At 55.6% G+C, this 20,868-nt stretch carries 15 protein-coding genes; 5 read left to right on the forward strand and 10 right to left on the reverse strand.

Annotated elements, in window-relative coordinates; translation table 11 throughout:
* Positions 1 to 56 precede the first annotated feature (56 nt).
* The 3 genes from carA to SD961_RS02180 all read left to right on the forward strand — a co-directional run bounded on the left by carA (position 57) and on the right by SD961_RS02180 (position 5,408).
* Positions 57 to 1,202, forward strand: a complete 1,146-nt coding sequence (gene carA, locus SD961_RS02170; protein WP_318788760.1) for a glutamine-hydrolyzing carbamoyl-phosphate synthase small subunit — start codon at positions 57 to 59, stop codon at positions 1,200 to 1,202.
* A gap of 14 nt (positions 1,203 to 1,216) precedes the next feature.
* Positions 1,217 to 4,441, forward strand: a complete 3,225-nt coding sequence (gene carB, locus SD961_RS02175) for a carbamoyl-phosphate synthase large subunit (protein WP_318788761.1) — start codon at positions 1,217 to 1,219, stop codon at positions 4,439 to 4,441.
* 223 nt (positions 4,442 to 4,664) lie between these two features.
* Positions 4,665 to 5,408 carry a phosphatase PAP2 family protein gene (locus SD961_RS02180; RefSeq protein ID WP_318788762.1) on the forward strand — a complete coding sequence of 248 codons (744 nt, stop codon included), beginning with the start codon at positions 4,665 to 4,667 and terminating at the stop codon, positions 5,406 to 5,408.
* 72 nt (positions 5,409 to 5,480) lie between these two features.
* Here the strand turns inward: SD961_RS02180 and SD961_RS02185 are convergent, their stop codons facing one another.
* Complete coding sequence (locus tag SD961_RS02185; protein WP_318788763.1) at positions 5,481 to 6,095, reverse strand: LysE family translocator; 615 nt, start codon at positions 6,093 to 6,095, stop codon at positions 5,481 to 5,483.
* A gap of 190 nt (positions 6,096 to 6,285) precedes the next feature.
* On the opposite strand from SD961_RS02185, the gene folA reads away from it, so the two are divergent.
* Positions 6,286 to 6,765 carry a type 3 dihydrofolate reductase gene (gene folA, locus SD961_RS02190; protein ID WP_318788764.1) on the forward strand — a complete coding sequence of 160 codons (480 nt, stop codon included), beginning with the start codon at positions 6,286 to 6,288 and terminating at the stop codon, positions 6,763 to 6,765.
* Between the two features lie 60 nt (positions 6,766 to 6,825).
* On the opposite strand, the gene apaH is transcribed toward folA, so the two are convergent.
* From apaH to lptD, 6 genes are all read right to left on the reverse strand, one after another.
* On the reverse strand, positions 6,826 to 7,656 hold the full coding sequence (apaH, locus tag SD961_RS02195) for a bis(5'-nucleosyl)-tetraphosphatase (symmetrical) ApaH (RefSeq protein ID WP_318788765.1): 831 nt from the start codon (positions 7,654 to 7,656) through the stop codon (positions 6,826 to 6,828).
* A gap of 71 nt (positions 7,657 to 7,727) precedes the next feature.
* The gene (apaG, locus tag SD961_RS02200) at positions 7,728 to 8,105 is read right to left on the reverse strand and encodes a Co2+/Mg2+ efflux protein ApaG (RefSeq protein WP_318788766.1); all 378 of its coding nucleotides are present in this window, start codon (positions 8,103 to 8,105) and stop codon (positions 7,728 to 7,730) included.
* A 4-nt stretch (positions 8,106 to 8,109) separates the two neighbouring features.
* Positions 8,110 to 8,931: a 16S rRNA (adenine(1518)-N(6)/adenine(1519)-N(6))-dimethyltransferase RsmA gene (gene rsmA, locus SD961_RS02205; protein WP_318788767.1), complete on the reverse strand. Its 822-nt coding sequence runs from the start codon at positions 8,929 to 8,931 to the stop codon at positions 8,110 to 8,112.
* Positions 8,924 to 9,916, reverse strand: coding sequence for a 4-hydroxythreonine-4-phosphate dehydrogenase PdxA (gene pdxA / locus SD961_RS02210; protein ID WP_318788768.1), 993 nt, complete (start codon positions 9,914 to 9,916; stop codon positions 8,924 to 8,926). The genes rsmA and pdxA overlap by 8 nt, the downstream gene beginning before the upstream one ends.
* Positions 9,906 to 11,201 (reverse strand): peptidylprolyl isomerase SurA, encoded by a 1,296-nt coding sequence (gene surA / locus SD961_RS02215; protein WP_318788769.1) that lies wholly within the window; start codon positions 11,199 to 11,201, stop codon positions 9,906 to 9,908. The genes pdxA and surA overlap by 11 nt, the downstream gene beginning before the upstream one ends.
* A gap of 54 nt (positions 11,202 to 11,255) precedes the next feature.
* Positions 11,256 to 13,655 carry an LPS assembly protein LptD gene (lptD, locus tag SD961_RS02220; protein WP_318788770.1) on the reverse strand — a complete coding sequence of 800 codons (2,400 nt, stop codon included), beginning with the start codon at positions 13,653 to 13,655 and terminating at the stop codon, positions 11,256 to 11,258.
* A gap of 146 nt (positions 13,656 to 13,801) precedes the next feature.
* Between lptD and djlA the strand changes: the two genes are divergently transcribed.
* Complete coding sequence (gene djlA / locus SD961_RS02225; RefSeq protein WP_318788771.1) at positions 13,802 to 14,629, forward strand: co-chaperone DjlA; 828 nt, start codon at positions 13,802 to 13,804, stop codon at positions 14,627 to 14,629.
* 15 nt (positions 14,630 to 14,644) lie between these two features.
* Here the strand turns inward: djlA and rluA are convergent, their stop codons facing one another.
* The 3 genes from rluA to polB all read right to left on the reverse strand — a co-directional run bounded on the left by rluA (position 14,645) and on the right by polB (position 20,742).
* Positions 14,645 to 15,298 (reverse strand): bifunctional tRNA pseudouridine(32) synthase/23S rRNA pseudouridine(746) synthase RluA, encoded by a 654-nt coding sequence (gene rluA, locus SD961_RS02230; RefSeq protein ID WP_318788928.1) that lies wholly within the window; start codon positions 15,296 to 15,298, stop codon positions 14,645 to 14,647.
* Between the two features lie 43 nt (positions 15,299 to 15,341).
* Positions 15,342 to 18,248, reverse strand: coding sequence for an RNA polymerase-associated protein RapA (gene rapA / locus SD961_RS02235; protein WP_318788772.1), 2,907 nt, complete (start codon positions 18,246 to 18,248; stop codon positions 15,342 to 15,344).
* 133 nt (positions 18,249 to 18,381) lie between these two features.
* Positions 18,382 to 20,742 carry a DNA polymerase II gene (gene polB, locus SD961_RS02240; protein WP_318788773.1) on the reverse strand — a complete coding sequence of 787 codons (2,361 nt, stop codon included), beginning with the start codon at positions 20,740 to 20,742 and terminating at the stop codon, positions 18,382 to 18,384.
* Positions 20,743 to 20,868: the final 126 nt, after the last annotated feature.

Here is a 20,868-nt window from a genome sequence, read left to right on the forward strand (position 1 = left end):
GGTTCATCATGAATTAATATGCAAATAATGTGACTGTTTATTCTCAGGAGGATGTTTTGATTAAGTCAGCGCTATTGGTTCTGGAAGACGGAACCCAATTCCACGGTCGGGCCATCGGGGCAACAGGTTCGGCAGTGGGAGAAGTTGTTTTCAACACTTCAATGACCGGTTATCAAGAAATCCTCACTGATCCTTCCTATTCCCGCCAGATCGTTACTCTTACTTATCCTCATATCGGCAATGTCGGCACCAACTCCGCTGACGAAGAATCTTCTCAGGTCCATGCTCAGGGGCTGGTTATTCGCGACCTGCCGCTGATTGCCAGCAACTTCCGCAATGAAGAGGGGCTGTCAGACTACCTGAAGCGCCTGAACATTGTGGGGATTGCCGATATCGATACGCGTAAGCTGACCCGCTTGCTGCGCGAAAAAGGGGCGCAGAACGGCTGTATCATTGCCGGTGATGCGCCAGATGCGGAATTTGCGCTGCAGCAGGCGAAGGCGTTCCCCGGCCTGAAGGGAATGGACCTGGCAAAAGAAGTGACCATCGGTGAAAGCTACAGCTGGCTGCAGGGCAGCTGGACGCTGGATGGTTTGCCGGAAGCGAAACAGGAAGCTGAGCTGCCTTTCCACGTTGTCGCTTACGACTATGGCGTAAAGCGCAATATCCTGCGGATGCTGGTGGATCGCGGCTGCCGCCTGACCGTGGTTCCGGCACAGACTCCAGCGGAAGAGGTGCTGAAGATGAATCCGGACGGTATTTTCCTCTCGAATGGTCCGGGAGATCCGGAACCTTGCGATTACGCTATCGAGGCGATTAAAGCGTTCCTGGAAACCGACGTTCCGGTATTCGGTATCTGTCTGGGCCACCAGCTGCTGGCGCTGGCCAGCGGGGCGAAAACCGTGAAGATGAAGCTGGGCCACCACGGCGGCAACCATCCGGTAAAAGACCTGGAGAGAGATACCGTTATGATCACCGCACAGAACCACGGTTTTGCGGTAGATGACAACAATTTGCCAGCCAATCTGCGCGTGACACACACCTCGCTGTTTGACAATACGGTACAGGGTATCCACCGCACCGATAAGCCGGCATTCAGCTTCCAGGGCCACCCTGAAGCCAGTCCTGGCCCGGCCGATGCCGCGCCGTTGTTCGATCACTTTATCGAACTGATCGAAGCTTACCGTTCTACCGCTAAATAATCAGGAGCGACAACATGCCAAAACGTACCGACATAAAAAGTATCCTGATCCTCGGCGCTGGCCCGATCGTTATCGGCCAGGCTTGCGAATTTGACTATTCTGGCGCACAGGCCTGTAAAGCCCTGCGTGAAGAAGGCTACCGCGTGGTGCTGGTGAACTCTAACCCGGCGACCATCATGACCGACCCGGACATGGCTGATGCAACCTATATCGAGCCTATCCACTGGGAAGTCGTGCGCAAAATTATCGAAAAAGAGCGTCCTGATGCCGTGCTGCCAACCATGGGCGGCCAGACGGCGCTGAACTGCGCGCTGGAGCTGGAGCGTCAGGGCGTGCTGGAAGAGTTTGGCGTGACCATGATCGGCGCCACCGCCGATGCGATTGATAAAGCGGAAGATCGTCGCCGTTTTGATGTGGCGATGAAAAAAATTGGTCTGGAAACCGCGCGTTCCGGTATCGCGCATACCATGGAAGAAGCGCTGGCGGTGGCCGCTGATGTAGGTTTCCCCTGCATTATTCGTCCTTCCTTTACCATGGGGGGATCGGGCGGCGGGATCGCCTACAACCGCGAAGAGTTTGAAGAGATTTGCGAGCGCGGTCTCGACCTGTCGCCAACCAATGAGCTGCTGATTGATGAGTCGCTGATTGGCTGGAAAGAGTACGAGATGGAGGTAGTGCGCGATAAAAACGATAACTGCATCATCGTCTGCTCAATCGAAAACTTCGATGCGATGGGTATTCACACCGGTGACTCCATCACCGTGGCGCCTGCTCAGACGCTGACTGACAAAGAGTATCAGATCATGCGTAACGCCTCGATGGCGGTACTGCGTGAAATCGGTGTGGAAACCGGCGGCTCTAACGTGCAGTTTTCGGTAAACCCGGAAAATGGCCGTTTGATCATTATTGAAATGAACCCGCGTGTTTCCCGTTCTTCGGCGCTGGCTTCCAAAGCCACTGGCTTCCCGATTGCAAAAATCGCCGCCAAGCTGGCCGTGGGCTATACGCTTGATGAGCTGATGAACGATATTACTGGCGGCCGTACGCCAGCTTCGTTCGAACCCTCTATCGACTACGTTGTTACCAAAATTCCTCGCTTTAACTTCGAGAAGTTTGCGGGCGCTAACGACCGTCTGACTACACAGATGAAATCGGTAGGCGAAGTGATGGCGATTGGCCGCACCTTGCAGGAATCGATGCAGAAAGCGCTGCGCGGTCTGGAAGTGGGCGCTCACGGCTTCGACCCGAAAGTGGACCGCAACGATCCGGAAGCGATGACGCTTATCCGTCGTGAGCTGAAAGACGCCGGTTCCGATCGTATCTGGTACATTGCCGACGCCTTCCGCGCCGGTATGAACGTGGAAGAGGTGTTCAGCCTGACCAACATCGACCGCTGGTTCCTGGTACAGATTGAGGAGCTGGTGCAGTTGGAAGAGCAGGTTGCCCATGAAGGCGTTAACGGCCTGACCGCGGACTTCCTGCGCACGCTGAAGCGTAAAGGCTTTGCGGATGCGCGTCTCTCGGCGCTGGCTGGCGTCTCTGAATCAGAAGTCCGTAAGCTGCGCGAGCAGTACAACCTGCATCCGGTTTACAAGCGCGTCGATACCTGTGCGGCAGAATTCTCTACAGACACTGCCTATATGTACTCAACGTATGAGGAAGAGTGTGAATCCAATCCAAACAGCGACCGTGAAAAAATCATGGTGCTGGGCGGCGGACCAAACCGTATCGGCCAGGGCATTGAGTTTGACTACTGCTGCGTGCATGCCTCACTGGCACTGCGTGAAGATGGTTACGAAACCATCATGGTCAACTGTAACCCGGAAACTGTTTCTACAGATTACGACACGTCAGACCGCCTCTACTTCGAGCCGGTGACGCTGGAAGATGTGCTGGAAATTGTGCGTATTGAGAAGCCTAAAGGGGTTATCGTACAGTATGGCGGACAGACACCACTGAAGCTGGCCCGTGAACTGGAAGCCGCTGGCGTACCGATTATCGGCACCAGTCCGGATGCCATTGACCGTGCAGAAGACCGTGAGCGCTTCCAGCAGGCCGTTGAACGTCTGGGCCTGAAGCAGCCCGCCAACGCCACCGTGACAGCCATTGAAATGGCCGTGGAGAAAGCGGCAGGCATTGGTTACCCGCTGGTTGTTCGTCCTTCCTATGTTCTGGGCGGACGTGCGATGGAAATTGTCTATGACGAAATCGACCTGAAGCGTTACTTCCACACCGCTGTCTCTGTCTCTAACGATGCCCCGGTACTGCTGGATCGCTTCCTGGACGACGCGGTGGAAGTGGATGTGGATGCCATCTGCGACGGCGAACGCGTGCTGATTGGCGGCATCATGGAACACATCGAGCAGGCTGGCGTGCACTCTGGTGACTCCGCCTGTTCATTGCCAGCCTACACGCTGAGCAAAGAGATCCAGGATGTGATGCGTCAGCAGGTTGAGAAGCTGGCCTTCGAGCTCTGCGTGCGCGGTCTGATGAATGTCCAGTTCGCGGTGAAAGATAACGAAGTTTACCTGATTGAGGTGAACCCACGTGCTGCGCGTACCGTGCCTTTTGTCTCCAAAGCAACCGGTATGCCGCTGGCGAAAGTGGCCGCGCGCGTTATGGCTGGTAAGACGCTGGCAGAGCAGGGCGTGACGGAGGAGATCATCCCTCCTTACTACTCTGTAAAAGAAGTGGTGCTGCCGTTCAACAAGTTCCAGGGCGTTGACCCTATCCTTGGCCCGGAAATGCGCTCAACCGGTGAAGTGATGGGCGTTGGCCGCACCTTCGCAGAAGCGTTCTCTAAAGCGATGCTTGGCGCGCAAAGCAACATGAAGAAGTCGGGTCGTGCGCTGCTCTCCGTACGTGATGGCGACAAAAAGCGCATCGTTGACCTGGCCGCCAGACTGCAGAAGCTGGGCTTTGAGCTGGATGCTACCCACGGCACCGCCGTGGTACTGGGTGAAGCGGGGATCAATCCACGCCTGGTAAACAAGGTGCATGAAGGGCGTCCGCATATTCAGGATCGTCTGAAGAATGGCGAGTACGCTTATATCGTGAACACCACGGCAGGACGCCAGGCGATTGCGGATTCTAAACTTATCCGCCGCAGCGCTCTGCAGTACAAGGTGCATTACGACACCACGCTGAACGGCGGTTTCGCCACGGCGAACTCGCTGAGTGCAGATCCAACGGAGCAGGTTATCTCCGTGCAGGAAATGCATGCACAGATCAAAGGCTAAGTAAGCGCAGGCTCCGGCTTTTGCCGGGAGCGGAATGCGTTAACCGGTGCCAGCAAGCCAGATCTCAGAATAAATCCCTGCTCAGGCAGGGATTTTTTTTGCCTGTGATCCCGCTACGGTTTTCCACGTCCTCCCTTAGCTATTATTGCTCAGGCACAATATTTTCAATGGGTTACATAATCCCGCACTGAAGCGGCATAACATTACTCTGGGATAATAAAAAATGAAGAAATTACTGTTAACGGTAGTGGTCTGCCTGGCTGCAGGGCAGTCGGCTCTGGCCGCTAAAGATGTCACCACTCAGCCGGACAGATTTTATCTGCAAGAGGGGCAGGCTCCAGACAGCCTGGCGCTACTGCCACCGCCGCCCGCGATGGACAGCCTGGATTTTCTCAATGACAAAGCCCAATATGACGTGGGCAAAATGTTGAGGAATACGCCAAGAGGTAAGCAGGCCTGGAAAGATGCCCATGTGGCGGGTGACGGCGTAGCGGAAGCGTTATCAGAAGCCTTTGGTATGACCATCGACAAACAGAAAACGCCTGAAATTTACCGGCTGGTGATGAAAATGCGCGAAGATGCTGGCGATCTGGCTACCCGTTCCGCCAAGGATCACTATATGCGCATCCGGCCTTTTGCCTTTTATAACGAACCGACCTGCCGCTCGGATGAAGAGAGCACCCTCTCAAAAAATGGCTCTTATCCTTCAGGACACACCACCATTGGCTGGGCAACGGCGCTGGTACTGGCGGAAGTGAATATCAGCAGGCAAGGGGAGATCCTCAAGCGAGGGTATGAAATGGGGCAAAGCCGGGTAATTTGCGGCTATCACTGGCAGAGTGACGTCACTGCCGCCCGCCTTGTCGCCTCTGCTGTGGTTGCAAGGCTGCATGCTGAACCGGCGTTTGCAGAGCAGTTACAGAAAGCGAAAGCAGAGTTTGCCGGTCTGACTAAATCAGGAGCCTGATTTGGTCTCCTCACCTCAGCCAGCTGTGCTGGCTGAGATGCTTTCGCTCTTCATAACGCGGGAAAGGGAAGATCAGGAAAGTGCGACCTTGATGCCCAGCGCTATCAGCACGCCGCCCAGCAGCTTATCGATCAGCTTCTGCGCCTTCGCCAGCCCACGGCGCACCGGGGCGCTCTGAATAATAACGATCAGCAAGGGCCACCAGAGAGCACAAAGAGCAATAATGATCCCCGCGTACCACATCTTCTCACCCAGGCCGGTATGCACATTCAGCACCTGAGTAAACATCGACAGGAAAAACAGCGTGGCTTTAGGGTTCAGCAGATTACAGAGGTAGCCCTGCAGAAACGCTTTCTTCAGCGAGGTGGTTTCCGGCGCTACGTTGCTGAGATCCATTTTGCTGTTGCCGCGTGAGAGCAACGCCTGAATACCAATAAAGATCAGATAAGCCGCGCCGACATATTTCAGCAGCATAAACAGCCACGGCGTGGTGGTGATCACCACGGCAAGACCGGCCACGCAATAAGCCATATGCGTGGCCACGGCGCAGGTGACTCCCAGCGCGGTAAACATAGCGGCCGTGCGGGGATAACGGGCGGCATTCTTGATAATCAGAAAGAAATCGGGGCCGGGGGAAAGCATGCCCAGGGCCGCAATTGTGGCGATAATCAAGCTGGTCTCTAACATGGTGGTATCCTGTAGCAATTAAGGGGCGGATTTTAGCACGTTTGCACCATTTTTCAGCTATCGGCCAGCGCAAATACCACGCAAACGTTACCCTGCAGAAGCTTTACGCAAATCCCGTTGCAGAGGTATCGACGAAAGTTTCGCCTTTCCGTATGATGGCGCCAATTTTACACCTTACCGAGTTTCCAAGATGATAAGCCTGATTGCCGCTATGGCGGCCGACCGTGTGATAGGGATGGACAACGCCATGCCGTGGCACCTGCCAGCGGATTTAGCCTGGTTCAAACGCCACACCCTGAATAAACCTGTGATCATGGGGCGACGTACCTGGGAGTCCATCGGACGTCCGCTGCCGGACCGTCTGAACATCGTCATCAGCAGCCAGCCATCGACAGCGGAGGGCGTAATCTGGGTCGCTTCAGTCGAAGAAGCTTTGCAGGCAGCTGGTGAGGCTGAAGAGGTGATGGTGATAGGCGGTGGGCGTATCTATGAGCAGTTTCTGGCGCAGGCCGATAAGCTTTATCTGACGCATATTGATGCTGAAGTGGTGGGCGACACCACCTTCCCGGACTTTGAGCCGGAAGAGTGGCAGTCAACGTTCAGCGAATTCCACGATGCGGATGAAAAGAACAGTCACAGCTACTGTTTCGAAATTCTGGAGCGTCGCTAGTTTTATCGTAGTGAAGCGCATCCTGCCTGCGGTCTCGCTGGCAGGATGCGAAGCCTGCCACTACTCTTCCACGGCCCGTTCGCGGTTGGAAGGCTGAGCGAACCAGGTTTTATCTTCCCAACGCAGCATCGTCAGCGGTCCACCCCAGCAGCAGCCAGTATCCAGCCCGATAATGCCTTCCGGCGTCCCTTTGCCTTCCAGTGAAGCCCAGTGTCCAAAGACAATGGTGTAATCACGGGCGACCGGCCCCGGAATGTTAAACCACGGCTTTAGCGGGGACGGAGCCGATCCCGGCGCCTCTTTACAGATCATATCTAACTGACCGTTAGGGAAGCAGTAGCGCATCCTTGTCAGCGCATTGGTACTGAAGCGCAGACGGGCAAGACCGGTAAGCTCCGGTGCCCAGTTGTTCGGCATATCACCGTACATTGCATCCAGAAACAGCGGATAGGTATCGCTGGAAAGCACGGCTTCCACTTCGCGGGCACACATTTGCGCTGTTTCAATATCCCACTGCGGCGTGATCCCGGCGTGCGCCATCACCAGCTTTTTCTCTTCATCCACCTGCAGCAGCGGCTGGCGGCGAAGCCAGTTAATCAGCTCATCAGCATCTTCCGCGTCCAGCAAGGGATTAAGACGATCTTTCGGTTTATTGCGGCTGATGCCGGCAAAAACCGCCAGAAGATGCAGGTCGTGGTTGCCAAGCACTAACCGCACGCAGTCGCCCAGCGAGCGAACATAGCGAAGGACATCCAGCGAGCCAGGGCCGCGGGCAACCAGATCGCCGGTCAGCCACAGCGTATCCTGCTGCGGATCAAACGCGACCTGATCCAGCAGAGAGTGAAGTTCATCATAGCAACCGTGAACGTCGCCGATCAGATATGTGCTCATTAAACCTTTCCGGAAATGGCGACGGACGCGCCGGGGCCGTAAAGCCGGGCGCGCCAGTACAATCAAGTGAATTAATGAATATGGCTGGGAATGGCCAGCCGGAACACCGGGATGTCGACCTGAAAAGTTTCCCCTTCACTGTCAACCATCTCGTAGTGTCCCTGCATGGTGCCCATGGGCGTTTCGAGAACGGCGCCGCTGGTGTACTGAAACTCGCTGCCGGGTTCGATGTGGGGCTGCTCCCCGATGACACCTTCACCCTGCACCTCTGTCTCGCGCCCGTTACCGTTTGTAATCAGCCAGTAACGGCCCAGCAACTGCACAGCGGTACGCCCCAGATTGCGTATGGTAACGGTATAAGCAAACACATAACGTTCTTCATCAGGTACAGATTGCGAGGCAATATAAGCACTCTGTACGTGCACACAAACTCGGGGCGTATCATTCATTGTTTTAATTCTCCTGCGGCTGAGGATGCGCAGACAACCAGTTAGCGAGCTGACAATATTGCGCCACAGAGATATTTTCCGCACGCAGCGTAGCGTCAATATTCATCTCCGCCAGCGCTTCGGCAGAGAAAAGATGGCCCAGGCTGTTACGCAGCGTTTTACGACGTTTGCCAAAGGCCTCGGTGGTAATCCTGCTCAGCAAGCGCATATCCTGCACCGGGTTAGCAATCTTCGTATGGGGCATTAAGCGCACCACGGCTGACTCAACTTTAGGCGCTGGCGTAAAGGATTCCGGCGGCACTTCAAGCACCGGAATAACCTGGCAGTAGTACTGCGCCATCACGGTCAGGCGGCCATAGGCTTTGCTGCCCGGACCTGCTACCAGCCGGTTTACCACCTCTTTTTGCAGCATAAAATGCATATCTTTGATCGCATTAGTATAGCTGAAAAGGTGGAACATCAAGGGCGTGGAGATGTTGTAAGGCAGATTGCCAAATACGCGCAATGACTGGCCTTTTTCGCGAGCATACTCCGCGAAGTCGAAGGCCATGGCATCCTGCTGAAAAATCGTCAGCTTGGGACCTAAAAACGGATGGGTTTGCAGACGCGCCGCTAAGTCACGGTCAAGTTCGATAACCGTCATGGCATCCAGACGCTCGCCAACCGGTTCGGTTAACGCGCCCAGACCGGGACCGATTTCAACGATCGCCTCGCCTTTTTGCGGGTGAATAGCGGAGACGATGCTGTCGATAATGTACTGGTCGTTAAGGAAGTTCTGGCCGAAACGTTTGCGGGCGAAATGGCCCTGATGGACGCGATTATTCATTACTGCTCTTGATCATGGTGATGGCGAGGTTAAGCGCCGTAATAAAGCTGCCCGCATCGGCGTTGCCCTGGCCTGCCAGCTCAAGGGCGGTGCCATGGTCAACGGACGTGCGGATAAAGGGCAGGCCGAGGGTGATATTCACCGCGCGCCCGAATCCCTGGTATTTTAGCACCGGAAGCCCCTGGTCATGATACATCGCCAGGACGGCATCGGCATGCTGCAAATATTTTGGCTGGAACAGCGTATCTGCCGGCAGCGGGCCGGTGAGCTGCATACCCTGCTGACGCAGCTCGTTCAGTGCGGGGATAATCACATCGATCTCTTCCCGCCCCATATGGCCGCCTTCACCCGCGTGCGGGTTCAGGCCGCAGACAAAAATATGCGGGGAAGCCAGGCCGAACTTGCTTTGCAAGTCGGCATGCAGGATAGCGATAACTTCATGCAGGCTTTCACGGGTAATTGCGTCTGAAACGGCTTTCAGCGGTAAATGCGTGGTGGCCAGCGCAACGCGCAGCTCTTCCGTTGCCAGCATCATCACCACGCGTTCGCACTGCGAGCGATCGGCAAAGAACTCCGTGTGGCCACTGAAAGGGATGCCTGCATCGTTAATCACGCCTTTGTGCACCGGGCCGGTAATCAACGCGGCGAATTCGCCGTTCAGGCAGCCATCGCAGGCGCGGGTCAAGGTTTCCAGCACATAGTGGCTGTTGGCCACGCATAGCTCACCCGCTTTTACCGGTTGAGGCGTGGAGAGAGGGAGCACGGTCAGCGTTCCCGCTTTTTGCGGCTGGGCAGCAAGACCGGGCTGGTACTCTTTTAACGTCAGGGGTAAACCCAGCTTTGCTGCACGCTCGCGCAACAAAGCTGGATCGGCACACACGACCAGTTCAACTGGCCAGTCACGCTGGGCCAGTTGAAGGGTCACATCAGGACCAATCCCGGCGGGTTCGCCGGGGGTGATCGCAACGCGTACGTTACTGAGCATTGGCATCCAGAATCTTCACATATGCAGCAGCACGCTGCTCCTGCATCCAGGTCTGGGCTTCTTCGGCAAACTTACGGTTGAACAGCAGGCGGTAAGCGCGCTCTTTCTGGGCCGCATCGGTTTTATCCACCTGACGGGTATCCAGCAGCTGAATCAGATGCCAGCCAAAGGAAGAGTGCACCGGCGTGCTCATCTGGCCTTTTTTCAGCTTCATTAGCGCATCGCGGAACGCCGGGTCGTACATCTCAGGTGAGCTCCAGCCTAAGTCGCCGCCCTGATTGGCAGAGCCAGGGTCCTGCGAGAGCTGTTTAGCCGCTTCGGCAAAGGTGGTTTTGCCACTGTTAATCTCTGCGGATACCTGCTCCAGCTTCTGACGAGCCTGCTCGTCAGTCATCACCGGAGAGGGCTTCAGCAGAATATGACGGGCATGTACCTCGGTAACGGAGATGTTCTGGCTGTCGCCACGGACATCGTTCACCTTCAGGATGTGGAAGCCAACGCCGGAACGGATCGGGCCGATGATATCGCCTTTTTTCGCGGTGACCAGCGCCTGAGCAAACAGTGACGGCAGCTCCTGGATACGGCCCCAGCCCATGTTGCCGCCTTTCAGCGCCTGAGGATCGGCTGAATAAGTGATCGCCAGTTTACCAAAGTCCGCGCCGTTTTTGCTTTCGCTGACTAACTGCTTCGCCAGCGTTTCCTGGTCATCAACCTGCTGCTGAGTCGGGTTTTCCGGCAGCGGCAGAAGAATGTGGCTGAGGTTTAACTCGGTGCTGGCGTTGTTCTGCGACGCAACCTGTTTGGAGAGAGAATCCACTTCCTGAGGCAGGATAGTCACGCGACGACGCACTTCATTGTTACGCACTTCTGACAGCGTCATCTCTTTGCGGATCTGCTCACGGTAGGAGCCGTAATTCATGCCATCATAAGCCAGGCGGCTACGCAGCTGATCGATGGACATCTTGTTTTGCGCAGCGATGTTCTGAATCGCCTGATCGACCTGCGCATCCGAAATCTGGATCCCGGCCTGTTTCCCCATCTGCAGCAGAATATTATCCATAACCAGACGTTCAACAATCTGATGGCGCAGCGTTTTGTCATCGGGGAGCTGTTGACCAGCCTGCTGTGCCTGGCTTTTCACCGAGCGCATCATACTGTCTACATCACTCTCTAAAACCACGCCGTTATTGACTACAGCGGCAACTTTATCAACAACTTGCGGGGCTGCAAACGCGGTGCTGGCTGTCAGCGCTGCACCGAGGATCAGCATTCTCCAGTTCTTCATACTTTTTCCATTCTTCTATCCGCACTGCGGGTTTGCATACTAATAATCACAACATCAGAAAGAGCGCTGATAAGGCAGTATGCCCTGACGCAGCATTTGACCGGTGCCGAGGCTATAAGACGGACTCAGGCCACGTAGCTCAATGTTGAATGAGATTTTGTTGTCATACTTACTGTTAAGGTTGTCGGTGTCCCAACTGGTAATTTTACGCTCGTACCCCAACCGGATTGCGTAGCAGCAGGAACTGTACTGCACGCCAAGCAGCTGATCGGCAGCCTGTTTTGCTTTGGTATCGTAATACCAGGCGCCCACCACTGACCAGGCATCAGCAATCGGCCAGCTTGCCGTTGCGCCCACCTGAGAAATACCATCCTGATAACCCGGATTTCTGATACGGGTCAACGTCTGCTCAATATATTCCGGGCTGGTGTAGCGGTAGTTCAACTGCACCATACGGTCGGCGTCACGGCGATATTCCAGTACGGCATTGCCTTGCGAAATGTTATCAAGGCGGGTGTCATACTGAATGCCACCGCGGGTGCTCCAACGGTCGCTGATACGGTAATAGGTATCACCGGCCCACACCAGGCTACCCCGATCGTCACTGTCTGCACTGTCCAGACCGGTACGGGACGGAGTAAACGAGTAGATTTGACCTACGGAAGCGTTAAAACGTTCAACCAGAGTGTTATCAAAAATTCGTGTGGTTACGCCGCTGGTCAGCTGGTTAGCGGAAGCGATGCGATCCAGGCCGCTGTAGGTACGGTCGCGGAACAGGCCGGTATAGTCACTTTGCAGCAGCGTGGAGTCGTAGGCGCGGATATCGCTCTGGTCCCGGTAAGGGAGATAAAGGTACTGCATACGCGGTTCCAGCGTCTGCGTGTAGCCTTCGGACCAGTCCATGTCGCGGTCAAAGACCATCTTGCCATCAACCTTGAACTGCGGCATAACGCGGTTCACGCTGCTTTTCAACTGGTTGTCCTGATTGGCACTGAGGCTATTGTAATACTCGATATCATCCTGCTGATAGTGCGTAGCCAGCAGTTTAGCTTCGGTATTAAGGCTTCCCCAGCCGTTGGACATTGGCAGGTTGATCGTAGGCTCCAGATGCAAACGGGTTGCATCCGGCAGCTCTTCATTAACGTTAGTGAACTTCACCGCCTGTGCATAGAGGTGCGTATCAAACGGGCCAACGTCATTCTGGTAATAGTTAAAGTCAAACTGCGGCTCAGCACGGTAAACATCGCGGCTGGCGTTGGTAGAGAAGATCTGGAACTGTTTGGTGGAGAGCGTGGCGTCCCAGTTTTTCTCGGCGTAGCCGACGCTAAATTTTTGCGTCACGTAGCCGTCAGTGGAGTTACCGTAAGTGGAGTCGAGATCCGTGAAGTAGTAGGGATCGCTGACTTTGGTATAGTCGACGTTGAAGCGCCAGTTTTTGTCGTAGACACCGGCGTGTTTCCAGTAGAACAACCAGCGCTTGGAGTCATCACCATCTTTGATATTGCGCGAAGTGGCATCTTTCTCGTACTGATCGTCACTCGGCAGATAATCCAGTTCCATCAGGCCCGCCCCAGCCTGGGTCAGGTAACGGAACTCATTCTGCAACTGCGTCCCGCGCTTGCTCATATAGTGCGGCGTAATGGTGGCATCAGCCTGCGGCGCAATGTTCCAGTAATAGGGCAGAATGAATTCAAAGCCGTTGGAACTACCATATTTGGCGTTCGGGATCAGGAAGCCTGAGCGGCGGCGGTCACCGATAGGCAACTGAAGATAGGGGCTGTAAAGCACCGGAACGGAGCCAATTTTAAAGCGGGCATTCCAGATTTCCGCCACCTGCTCCTCGCGGTCTTCGATCACTTCTGTCCCCGCCACGCTCCAGCTGTTGTTGCCCGGCAGACAGGAGGTAAAGGTGCCGTTTTCCAGAATGGTATAGCGGTTCTGACCGCGCAGCTTCATCTGATCGCCGCTGCCCCGGCCCTGACGGCCAACCATCTGATACTCGCCATTCCAGACGTTGGTATCTTTGGTATTCAGGTTTGACCAGGCTTTCGGACCTTTCAGGATGACCTGATTGTCGTCATAGTGCACATTACCCAAGGCATCGACGGTGCGCACCGGCGTTGGCTGACCGGGCTGCTCTTTCTGATGCAGCTGTACCTCGTCAGCAAGCATGCGGCTGTTACCCTGCTGGATATCGACATTGCCTGAAAAAACGGCGTTATCCGGGTAGTTACCTTTGGCTTTATCGGCATTAATCGTTACCGGCAGGTCATTGGTATTTTTTCCCTGAACCAGAGGACGTGTATAGCTTGGCACACCCAGCATACATTGTGATGCGAGGTCGTCGGCCAGACCTTGCTGGCTGTAAAGCGCTGAACCGATAAGCGTGGCCAGCAAAGTAGGTAGTCGTTTTTTCATACGCGGTATCGAAAATTCCGTGATAACTGGCATCATGCCGACAAACGGTCAGAGACTAACGTACTCAACTGCGTTGCGCTAGTGTTAATCCCTGTGTTTGGTAGCTGGGCGTTAGGCTCTGGGATGAATGACAGGTATGATAATGCAATTTCTGGCCTTCAGCATGGCGAATTGAGGAGTATATGCGCTATTGGGGTAAAGTAATTGGCCTTGTGCTTGGATTATTGAGCGGCACCGGGTTTTGGGGGTTAGCGTTTGGCCTGTTGATCGGCCACCTGATTGATAAAGCGCGAGCGGTTCAGGGACAGGGCTATTTTGCGAATCAGCAAACCCGACAGACGCTGTTTTTCCGCACCACGTTTCAGGTAATGGGCCATTTGACCAAGTCAAAAGGGCGCGTGACCGATGCGGATATTCAGATGGCGTCCCTGTTAATGGATCGTATGCAGCTGCACGGCGAGGCCAGGAATTCGGCACAGCGCGCATTTCGTGAAGGAAAAGAGGGTGACTATCCCCTTCGCAGCAAATTGCGAGAGCTGCGCAGCGCCTGCTTTGGCCGCTTTGATCTGATCAGGATGTTTCTGGAGATTCAAATCCAGGCGGCGTTTGCGGATGGTTCACTGCATCCTAATGAGAGAAAAGTGCTGTTTGTGATTGCCGAAGAGTTGGGCATTTCGCAGACGCAGTTCGATCAGTTCCTGCGCATGATGGAAGGCGGCCAGCAGTTTGGCGGCGGCGGTCACTATCAGGGCGGAGCAGGCTCGCAGGGCGGTTTTGGCCAGGCGCGGCGTGGGCCGACGCTGGAAGATGCCTGTAGCGTGCTGGGAGTGAAAAGCAGCGATGATGGCACCACCATCAAACGCGCCTACCGCAAGCTGATGAGCGAACATCACCCGGATAAGCTGGTGGCAAAGGGCTTGCCGCCGCAAATGATGGAGATGGCGAAGCAGAAAGCGCAGGAGATCCAGGCCGCTTATGATTTGATCAAGCGCGAGAAAGGGTTCAAATAATCCCGCACGATGAGATCAAAAATCGGCTGGCTGATGAAAAGTAATGGGCGTCTTGTACTGCGGATGGGTGAGGGATAACCTTTCCGCATGCAGCTGCAGACGAGACGCCATCGCTCTGGCTTCATCATGAGCATAAAAGTTATCTCCAAGGATAGGATGCCCCAGCGCCAGCATATGTACCCGCAGCTGATGAGAGCGCCCGGTAATCGGTTTTAACCGTACGCGAGCGCTGTTATCTGCCGCATACTCCAGCACCTCATACTCCGTTTGCGCCGCTTTCCCCGTTTCAAAGCAGACTTTCTGTTTAGGCCTGTTCGGCCAGTCACAAATCAGCGGCAGATCGACCAGCCCTCTTTCCTGCCCGGGATGCCCGAATACTCTTGCGACATAGGTTTTCTGCGGTTCACGCTCACGGAACTGGCGCTTAAGTTCACGCTCCGCCGCTTTGGTCATCGCCACCACCATCACGCCGCTGGTGGCCATATCCAGACGATGCACGCACTCTGCAGCGGGAAAATCGCGCTGAATTCGCGTCATTACGCTGTCTTTATATTCGGCAAGACGGCCTGGCACGGAGAGCAGGCCGCTGGGCTTGTTCACCACCATAATATGCTGATCCTGATAGAGGATATGCAGCCAGGGTTCCTGCGGAGGGTTGTAGGGTTCCATCATCTTGATTTATCCGGGGCGGCGTAAACCGCCCCCTTGTGGGTTACTGATGCGTCACGACAATCAGGCGCAGCGCGTCAAGACGCCAGCCCGCTTCGTTCAGCGCCGACAGAACCTGCTCGCGGTTACTCTCCAGCGCCTCGATTTCATCCTGACGGATGTTCGGGTTAACGGCGCTAAGGGCATCCAGACGAGAGAGTTCCGCGCTCAGCTTTTCGTCCGCTTCCTGACGGGCCACGTCAATCAGCTGACGAGCCAGGGCTGCGGCCTCTTCTTCAGCCAGCTGCAGGATTTCATGAACATCCTGCTGCACAGCGTTGACCAGTTTGCTGCCGGTGTGGCGGTTTACCGCATTAAGCTGGCGGTTGAAGCTTTCAAACTCCACCTTGCCGGCCAGGTTAGTGCCTTTACGGTCTACCAGCATTCTGACTGGCGTAGGCGGCAGGAAGCGGGTGAGCTGCAGATGTTTCGGCGCCTGCGCCTCAACCACATAAATCAGCTCTACCAGCAGCGTGCCGACCGGCAGTGCCTTGTTCTTCAGCAGGGAGAGGGCGCAGCTGCCGGTATCGCCGGAGAGGATCAGATCCAGACCGTTACGCACTATTGGGTGTTCCCAGGTGACGTACTGCGCATCTTCGCGTGACAAAGCCTGACCACGGTCAAAGGTGATGGTACAGCCATCTTCCGGCAAACCAGGGAAGTCCGGCACCAGCATATGATCGCCAGGCGTCAGCACAATCATGTTATCGCTGCGATCTTCCTGATTGATCCCCACGATGTCGAAGAGGTTGAGCGCAAAGTTGACCAGCTCAGTGTCATTATCCTGCTCGCCGATTTTTTCAGCCAGCGCCTGGGCTTTCTCGCCGCCGTTAGAGTTCAGCTCCAGCAGACGATCGCGTCCCTGCTCAAGCTGGCTTTTCAGCGCGTTATGCTGCTTACGGCAGTCGGCAATAAACTCATCCAGGCCTTCGGTGTTTTCCGGCGAGGCCAGATAGTCCACCAGCTTCGCGTAGACGTTGTCGTAGATGGCACGGCCCGTAGGGCAGGTGTGCTCAAACGCGTCCAGCCCTTCGTGGTACCACTGCACCAGCACGGACTGCGCGGTCTTTTCCAGATAGGGCACGTGGATCTGAATATCGTGCGCCTGGCCGATACGGTCAAGACGGCCGATACGCTGCTCCAGCAGGTCGGGGTTAAACGGCAGATCGAACATCACCATCTGGTTAGCGAACTGGAAGTTACGGCCTTCAGATCCGATTTCCGAACAGAGCAGAACCTGTGCACCTTCTTCTTCAGAAGCAAACCAGGCTGCCGCGCGGTCACGTTCAATGATGGAGAGACCTTCGTGGAACACGGCGGCACGGATACCTTCGCGCTCACGCAGGACCTGCTCTAACTGCAATGCGGTGGCGGCTTTGGCGCAGATCACCAGCACCTTGTGCTCGCGGTGGCTGGTCAGGAAGCCCATCAGCCACTCGACGCGAGGATCGAAATTCCACCAGGTGCCGCTGTCGCCTTCAAATTCCTGATAAATCTGCTCCGGATAGAGCATGTCGCGGGCGCGCTCGTCGACAGTTTTCCGCGCGCTCATAATGCCGGAAACTTTAATCGCGGTCTGATATTGCGAAGGCAGCGGCAGGCGAATCTGATGCAGTTCGCGTTTCGGGAAGCCTTTCACGCCGTTACGGGTGTTACGGAACAGCACGCGGCTGGTACCGTGACGATCCATCAGCATGCTGATTAGCTCCTGACGGGCTTCCAGTTTCCCTTCGCGGTCGCTGTTAGCTGTTTGTAGTAGCGGTTCGATATCCTGTTCGCCCACCAGATCGTTGAGCATATTCAGCTCATCCTGGGTCAGCGCTTTATCCGCCAGCAGGCCGGTTACCGCATCGGCGATGGGGCGGAAGTGCTGCTGCTCTTCCACAAAGGCAGCGAAATCGTGGAAACGATTGGGGTCCAGCAGGCGCAGACGGGCAAAATGGCTTTCCATCCCCAGCTGCTCGGGCGTTGCGGTCAGCAGCAGTACGCCAGGGATTTGCTCAGCCAGCTGTTCAATTACCTGATATTCACGGCTCGGCTTGCCCTCTTCCCACGCCAGGTGGTGCGCTTCGTCGACGATCAGCAGATCCCAGGAGGCATCGGCCAGCATCTCCAGCCGCTGCTTGTTGCGGCGCACGAAATCAAGAGAGCAGATGACCAGCTGTTCGGTTTCAAACGCGTTGTCGCTGTCGAGCTGCGCCTGAGCATAACGTTCGTCGTCAAACAGCGCAAAGCGCAGGTTAAAGCGGCGCAACATCTCAACCAGCCACTGATGCTGCAACGTTTCCGGCACCACAATCAGCACGCGATCGGCCCGGCCCGCCAGCAGCTGCTGATGGATGATCATCCCGGCTTCAATGGTTTTCCCCAGACCTACCTCGTCCGCCAGCAAAACGCGTGGCGCGTGGCGACGGCCTACGTCATGGGCGATGTGCAACTGGTGCGGGATCAGGCTGGTACGCATGCCGCGCAGGCCGCTGACCGCCAGGCGATATTGCTCGCTCTGATATTTACGCGCACGGTAGCGCAGGGCAAAGCGATCCATACGGTCGAGCTGACCGGCGAACAGACGATCCTGGGGTTTGCTGAACACCAGCTTGCTGTCGAGCATCACTTCACGCATCACCACGCCAGTTTCCTGGGTATCCAGACGCGTGCCGATGTAGGTCATCAGACCATTTTCCGTGGTGACTTCTTCAACTTCAAGCTGCCAGCCTTCATAGCTGGTGATGGTATCGCCCGGATTAAACATCACGCGGGTGACAGGAGAATCATTTCTGGCATAAAGACGGTTTTCGCCGGTGGCAGGAAACAGTATGGTCACCATACGCGTATCAACCGCGACGATAGTGCCCAATCCCAATTCGCTTTCCGTATCGCTGATCCAGCGTTGACCAAGTGTAAAAGGCATAGATATTCGGCTCGATTCTATTAGAGGTTATTGCAGGCAATAGCACGACCGCCCGGCATTCAGTGCCCGGCAGAAATATTCAGAGGGTCAGGAAGGGCGCTATGGTACTGGAAGGTGGCGCGTTCGTCACCTGTCAAAAAAGCCCCAACTGACCTGTTACCAGTGTAGCAAAGTCATCTTCAAGGAAAGGAAGTATCCCCTCGGCTACCGGCTGAAGCTGCTTTGTGAGGTAGTGATCATAGTCTGGCGGGGTGATCCTTGCCTCCAGCGGCTCCGGACCAGATGTCGCCATCACGTAGCGAATTTTTCCCCCTTTTTGATACTGCAAAGGGCGTCCCAGCTTCTGATTTTGCTCGTCGGCGATTCTGGCCGCCCGCACGTGGGGCGGCACGTTGCGCTGGTAGTCATCCAGCGGGCGACGCAACCTCTTACGGTAGATCAGCTGGTCATCCAGCTCGCCGTCCAGCAGCTGCCGTACGGTTTCCCGAATGTAATCCTGATAGGGCAGTTTCTTAAATATACGGCGGTAAAGCTCCTGCTGAAAATGCTGGGCCAGCGGCGTCCAGTCCGTACGCACCGTTTCCAGCCCCTTAAACACCATTCGTTCCGTTTCGCCTTCCCGGATCATTCCGGCGTAGCGCTTTTTGCTGCCCTGTTCTGCCCCGCGAATGGTAGGCATCAGGAAGCGGCTGAAATGGGTTTCATACTCCAGCTCCAGAGCGCTTTTCAACCCAAGCGTCTGCTGCAGATGGTCACGCCAAAAGGCATTGACCTTAGTCACTAACCGCTGACCAATTGCTGCTGCCGCCTGCTGGTCGTGGGGAGATTTCAACCAGACGAAGGTGGAGTCCGTATCGCCATAAATCACATCAAAGCCTTCCGCTTCTACCAGCTCTTTCGTTTGCCGCATGATCTCATGCCCGCGCAGAGTAATGGAGGAAGCCAGGCGGGGATCGAAAAAGCGGCAGGCGCTGGTGCCCAGCACGCCGTAGAACGCGTTCATAATGATTTTCAGCGCCTGCGAAAGAGGCTGATTACCCTGTTTTTTAGCCGCTTCACGCCCTTGCCAGATCTGGTTGACTATCTCCGGCAGGCAGTGAGTGGTACGGGAAAAGCGCGCTTCGCGGAAGCCGGCAACAGAGTCTTTCTCATCGGGATGCGCCACGCCTTCCACCAGGCCTACGGGATCGATCAGAAAGGTACGAATAATTGCGGGATAAAGGCTTTTATAATCCAGCACCAGCACCGAATCATACAGGCCAGGCCGTGAATCCATCACGTAGCCGCCAGGACTGGCCTCCGGCGCAACTTCTCCCATGCCCGGTGCCACAAAGCCTGCGCGGTGCATTCGGGGAAGGTAAAGATGGCTGAAGGCCGCGACCGAGCCGCCGTGACGATCTACCGCCAGCCCGTTCACCGTGGCGCGTTCCAGCAGGAAAGGCATGATCTGCGTTTTCTCAAAGATGCGGGTGACAAGCTCACAATCTTTCAGGTTGTAATGAGCCAGCGCAGGTTTGTCTTCGGCGAAGCGCTGATCGATCTCCTGCATTCTGTCCCAGGGATTATTGATCGCTTTGCCTTCGCCCAGCAGCTCGCGCGAGACGGCCTCCAGGCTGAAAGAGTCAAAGTTCCAGAAAGCAGATTTTAGCGCCTCGATGCCGTCAACGATCAGCCTGCCGGTAGCCTGGGCAAAGAATACGCCGGGCTTAAAACCGTGCTCCCGCCACTCCAGCGCTTCATTATTACGGCCTAATTTTAAGGGGACATTGTAACGGTCGGCATGCTTTTGCAGCACGCGCAGGTCAAACTGCACCACGTTCCAGCCAATCAGTACGTCGGGATCGTGCCGGGCAAACCAGGCGTTGAGTTTTTCCAGCAGTTGCGGGCGGCTGGAGACATATTCCAGCGTAAAGTCCAGGCTGCTGGCATCGCCGTTTTCAGGCCCCAGCATATAGACGACTCGCTGACCGCAGCCCTCAAGCCCGATACAGTAAAGCTCGCCGTGGCGGGTAGTTTCAATATCCAGCGAAACCCACTTCAGCGGCGGGCGATAGTCAGGATTAGGCTTGAGGCGGGTATTAATCAGGCTGTTACCCGCCGTCTGGCCGCTGAACCAGACAGGCGCGGTGATAAACCGCTCCATTAAAAAGCGATCCGGCGGGCGGATGTCAGCTTCGTAGACCATGATGCCGTTTTCACGCAGCACCTTTTCCAGCTTAAGCAACTGCCGGTACTGACGACAGTACAGCCCCACGACGGGACGCTGACGGAAGTCTTTCAGGTTCAGCGGCGCAAAACGAATCTGGCGCTCCTGTTGTAGCAGGACTTCAGCCTGTTGCTGATAGATCTGCGGAATAAACGCCACGGATTCCTGCGGCGGCAGCACCACTCTCTGCGGGCCCTGGTCCGTTGCCAGCCACAGCACTACCTCAGTACCGGAAGGCGTATCCCGCCAGTGGCGGGTAAGCAGAAAGCCTGCGCGTGCGTCGTTCACCTGAATGCCCGTTTGCTGAATCAATAAGCAATAATAGCATGTTTATTTATACAGTGCTCATGAACGGGGGCTGCTCTGTCAGTATTCCATACAAATCAGACCTTGACGGATCGGAAGGGGCTCAGG

It is taken from the genome of Erwinia sp. MMLR14_017, assembly GCF_033657285.1.
In the GTDB taxonomy this organism is placed as follows: Bacteria; Pseudomonadota; Gammaproteobacteria; order Enterobacterales; family Enterobacteriaceae; genus Erwinia.

What these genes read in the sequence shown, in the direction of transcription:
- lptD (WP_318788770.1), bottom strand. Translation starts at nt 13,655, where the DNA reads ATGATGCCAGTTATCACGGAATTTTCGATACCGCGTATGAAAAAACGA.
- apaH (WP_318788765.1), bottom strand. Translation starts at nt 7,656, where the DNA reads ATGAGCACATATCTGATCGGCGACGTTCACGGTTGCTATGATGAACTT.
- surA (WP_318788769.1), bottom strand. Translation starts at nt 11,201, where the DNA reads ATGAAGAACTGGAGAATGCTGATCCTCGGTGCAGCGCTGACAGCCAGC.
- folA (WP_318788764.1), top strand. Translation starts at nt 6,286, where the DNA reads ATGATAAGCCTGATTGCCGCTATGGCGGCCGACCGTGTGATAGGGATG.
- pdxA (WP_318788768.1), bottom strand. Translation starts at nt 9,916, where the DNA reads ATGCTCAGTAACGTACGCGTTGCGATCACCCCCGGCGAACCCGCCGGG.
- rluA (WP_318788928.1), bottom strand. Translation starts at nt 15,298, where the DNA reads ATGGAACCCTACAACCCTCCGCAGGAACCCTGGCTGCATATCCTCTAT.
- SD961_RS02180 (WP_318788762.1), top strand. Translation starts at nt 4,665, where the DNA reads ATGAAGAAATTACTGTTAACGGTAGTGGTCTGCCTGGCTGCAGGGCAG.
- rapA (WP_318788772.1), bottom strand. Translation starts at nt 18,248, where the DNA reads ATGCCTTTTACACTTGGTCAACGCTGGATCAGCGATACGGAAAGCGAA.
- djlA (WP_318788771.1), top strand. Translation starts at nt 13,802, where the DNA reads ATGCGCTATTGGGGTAAAGTAATTGGCCTTGTGCTTGGATTATTGAGC.
- apaG (WP_318788766.1), bottom strand. Translation starts at nt 8,105, where the DNA reads ATGAATGATACGCCCCGAGTTTGTGTGCACGTACAGAGTGCTTATATT.
- rsmA (WP_318788767.1), bottom strand. Translation starts at nt 8,931, where the DNA reads ATGAATAATCGCGTCCATCAGGGCCATTTCGCCCGCAAACGTTTCGGC.
- SD961_RS02185 (WP_318788763.1), bottom strand. Translation starts at nt 6,095, where the DNA reads ATGTTAGAGACCAGCTTGATTATCGCCACAATTGCGGCCCTGGGCATG.
- carB (WP_318788761.1), top strand. Translation starts at nt 1,217, where the DNA reads ATGCCAAAACGTACCGACATAAAAAGTATCCTGATCCTCGGCGCTGGC.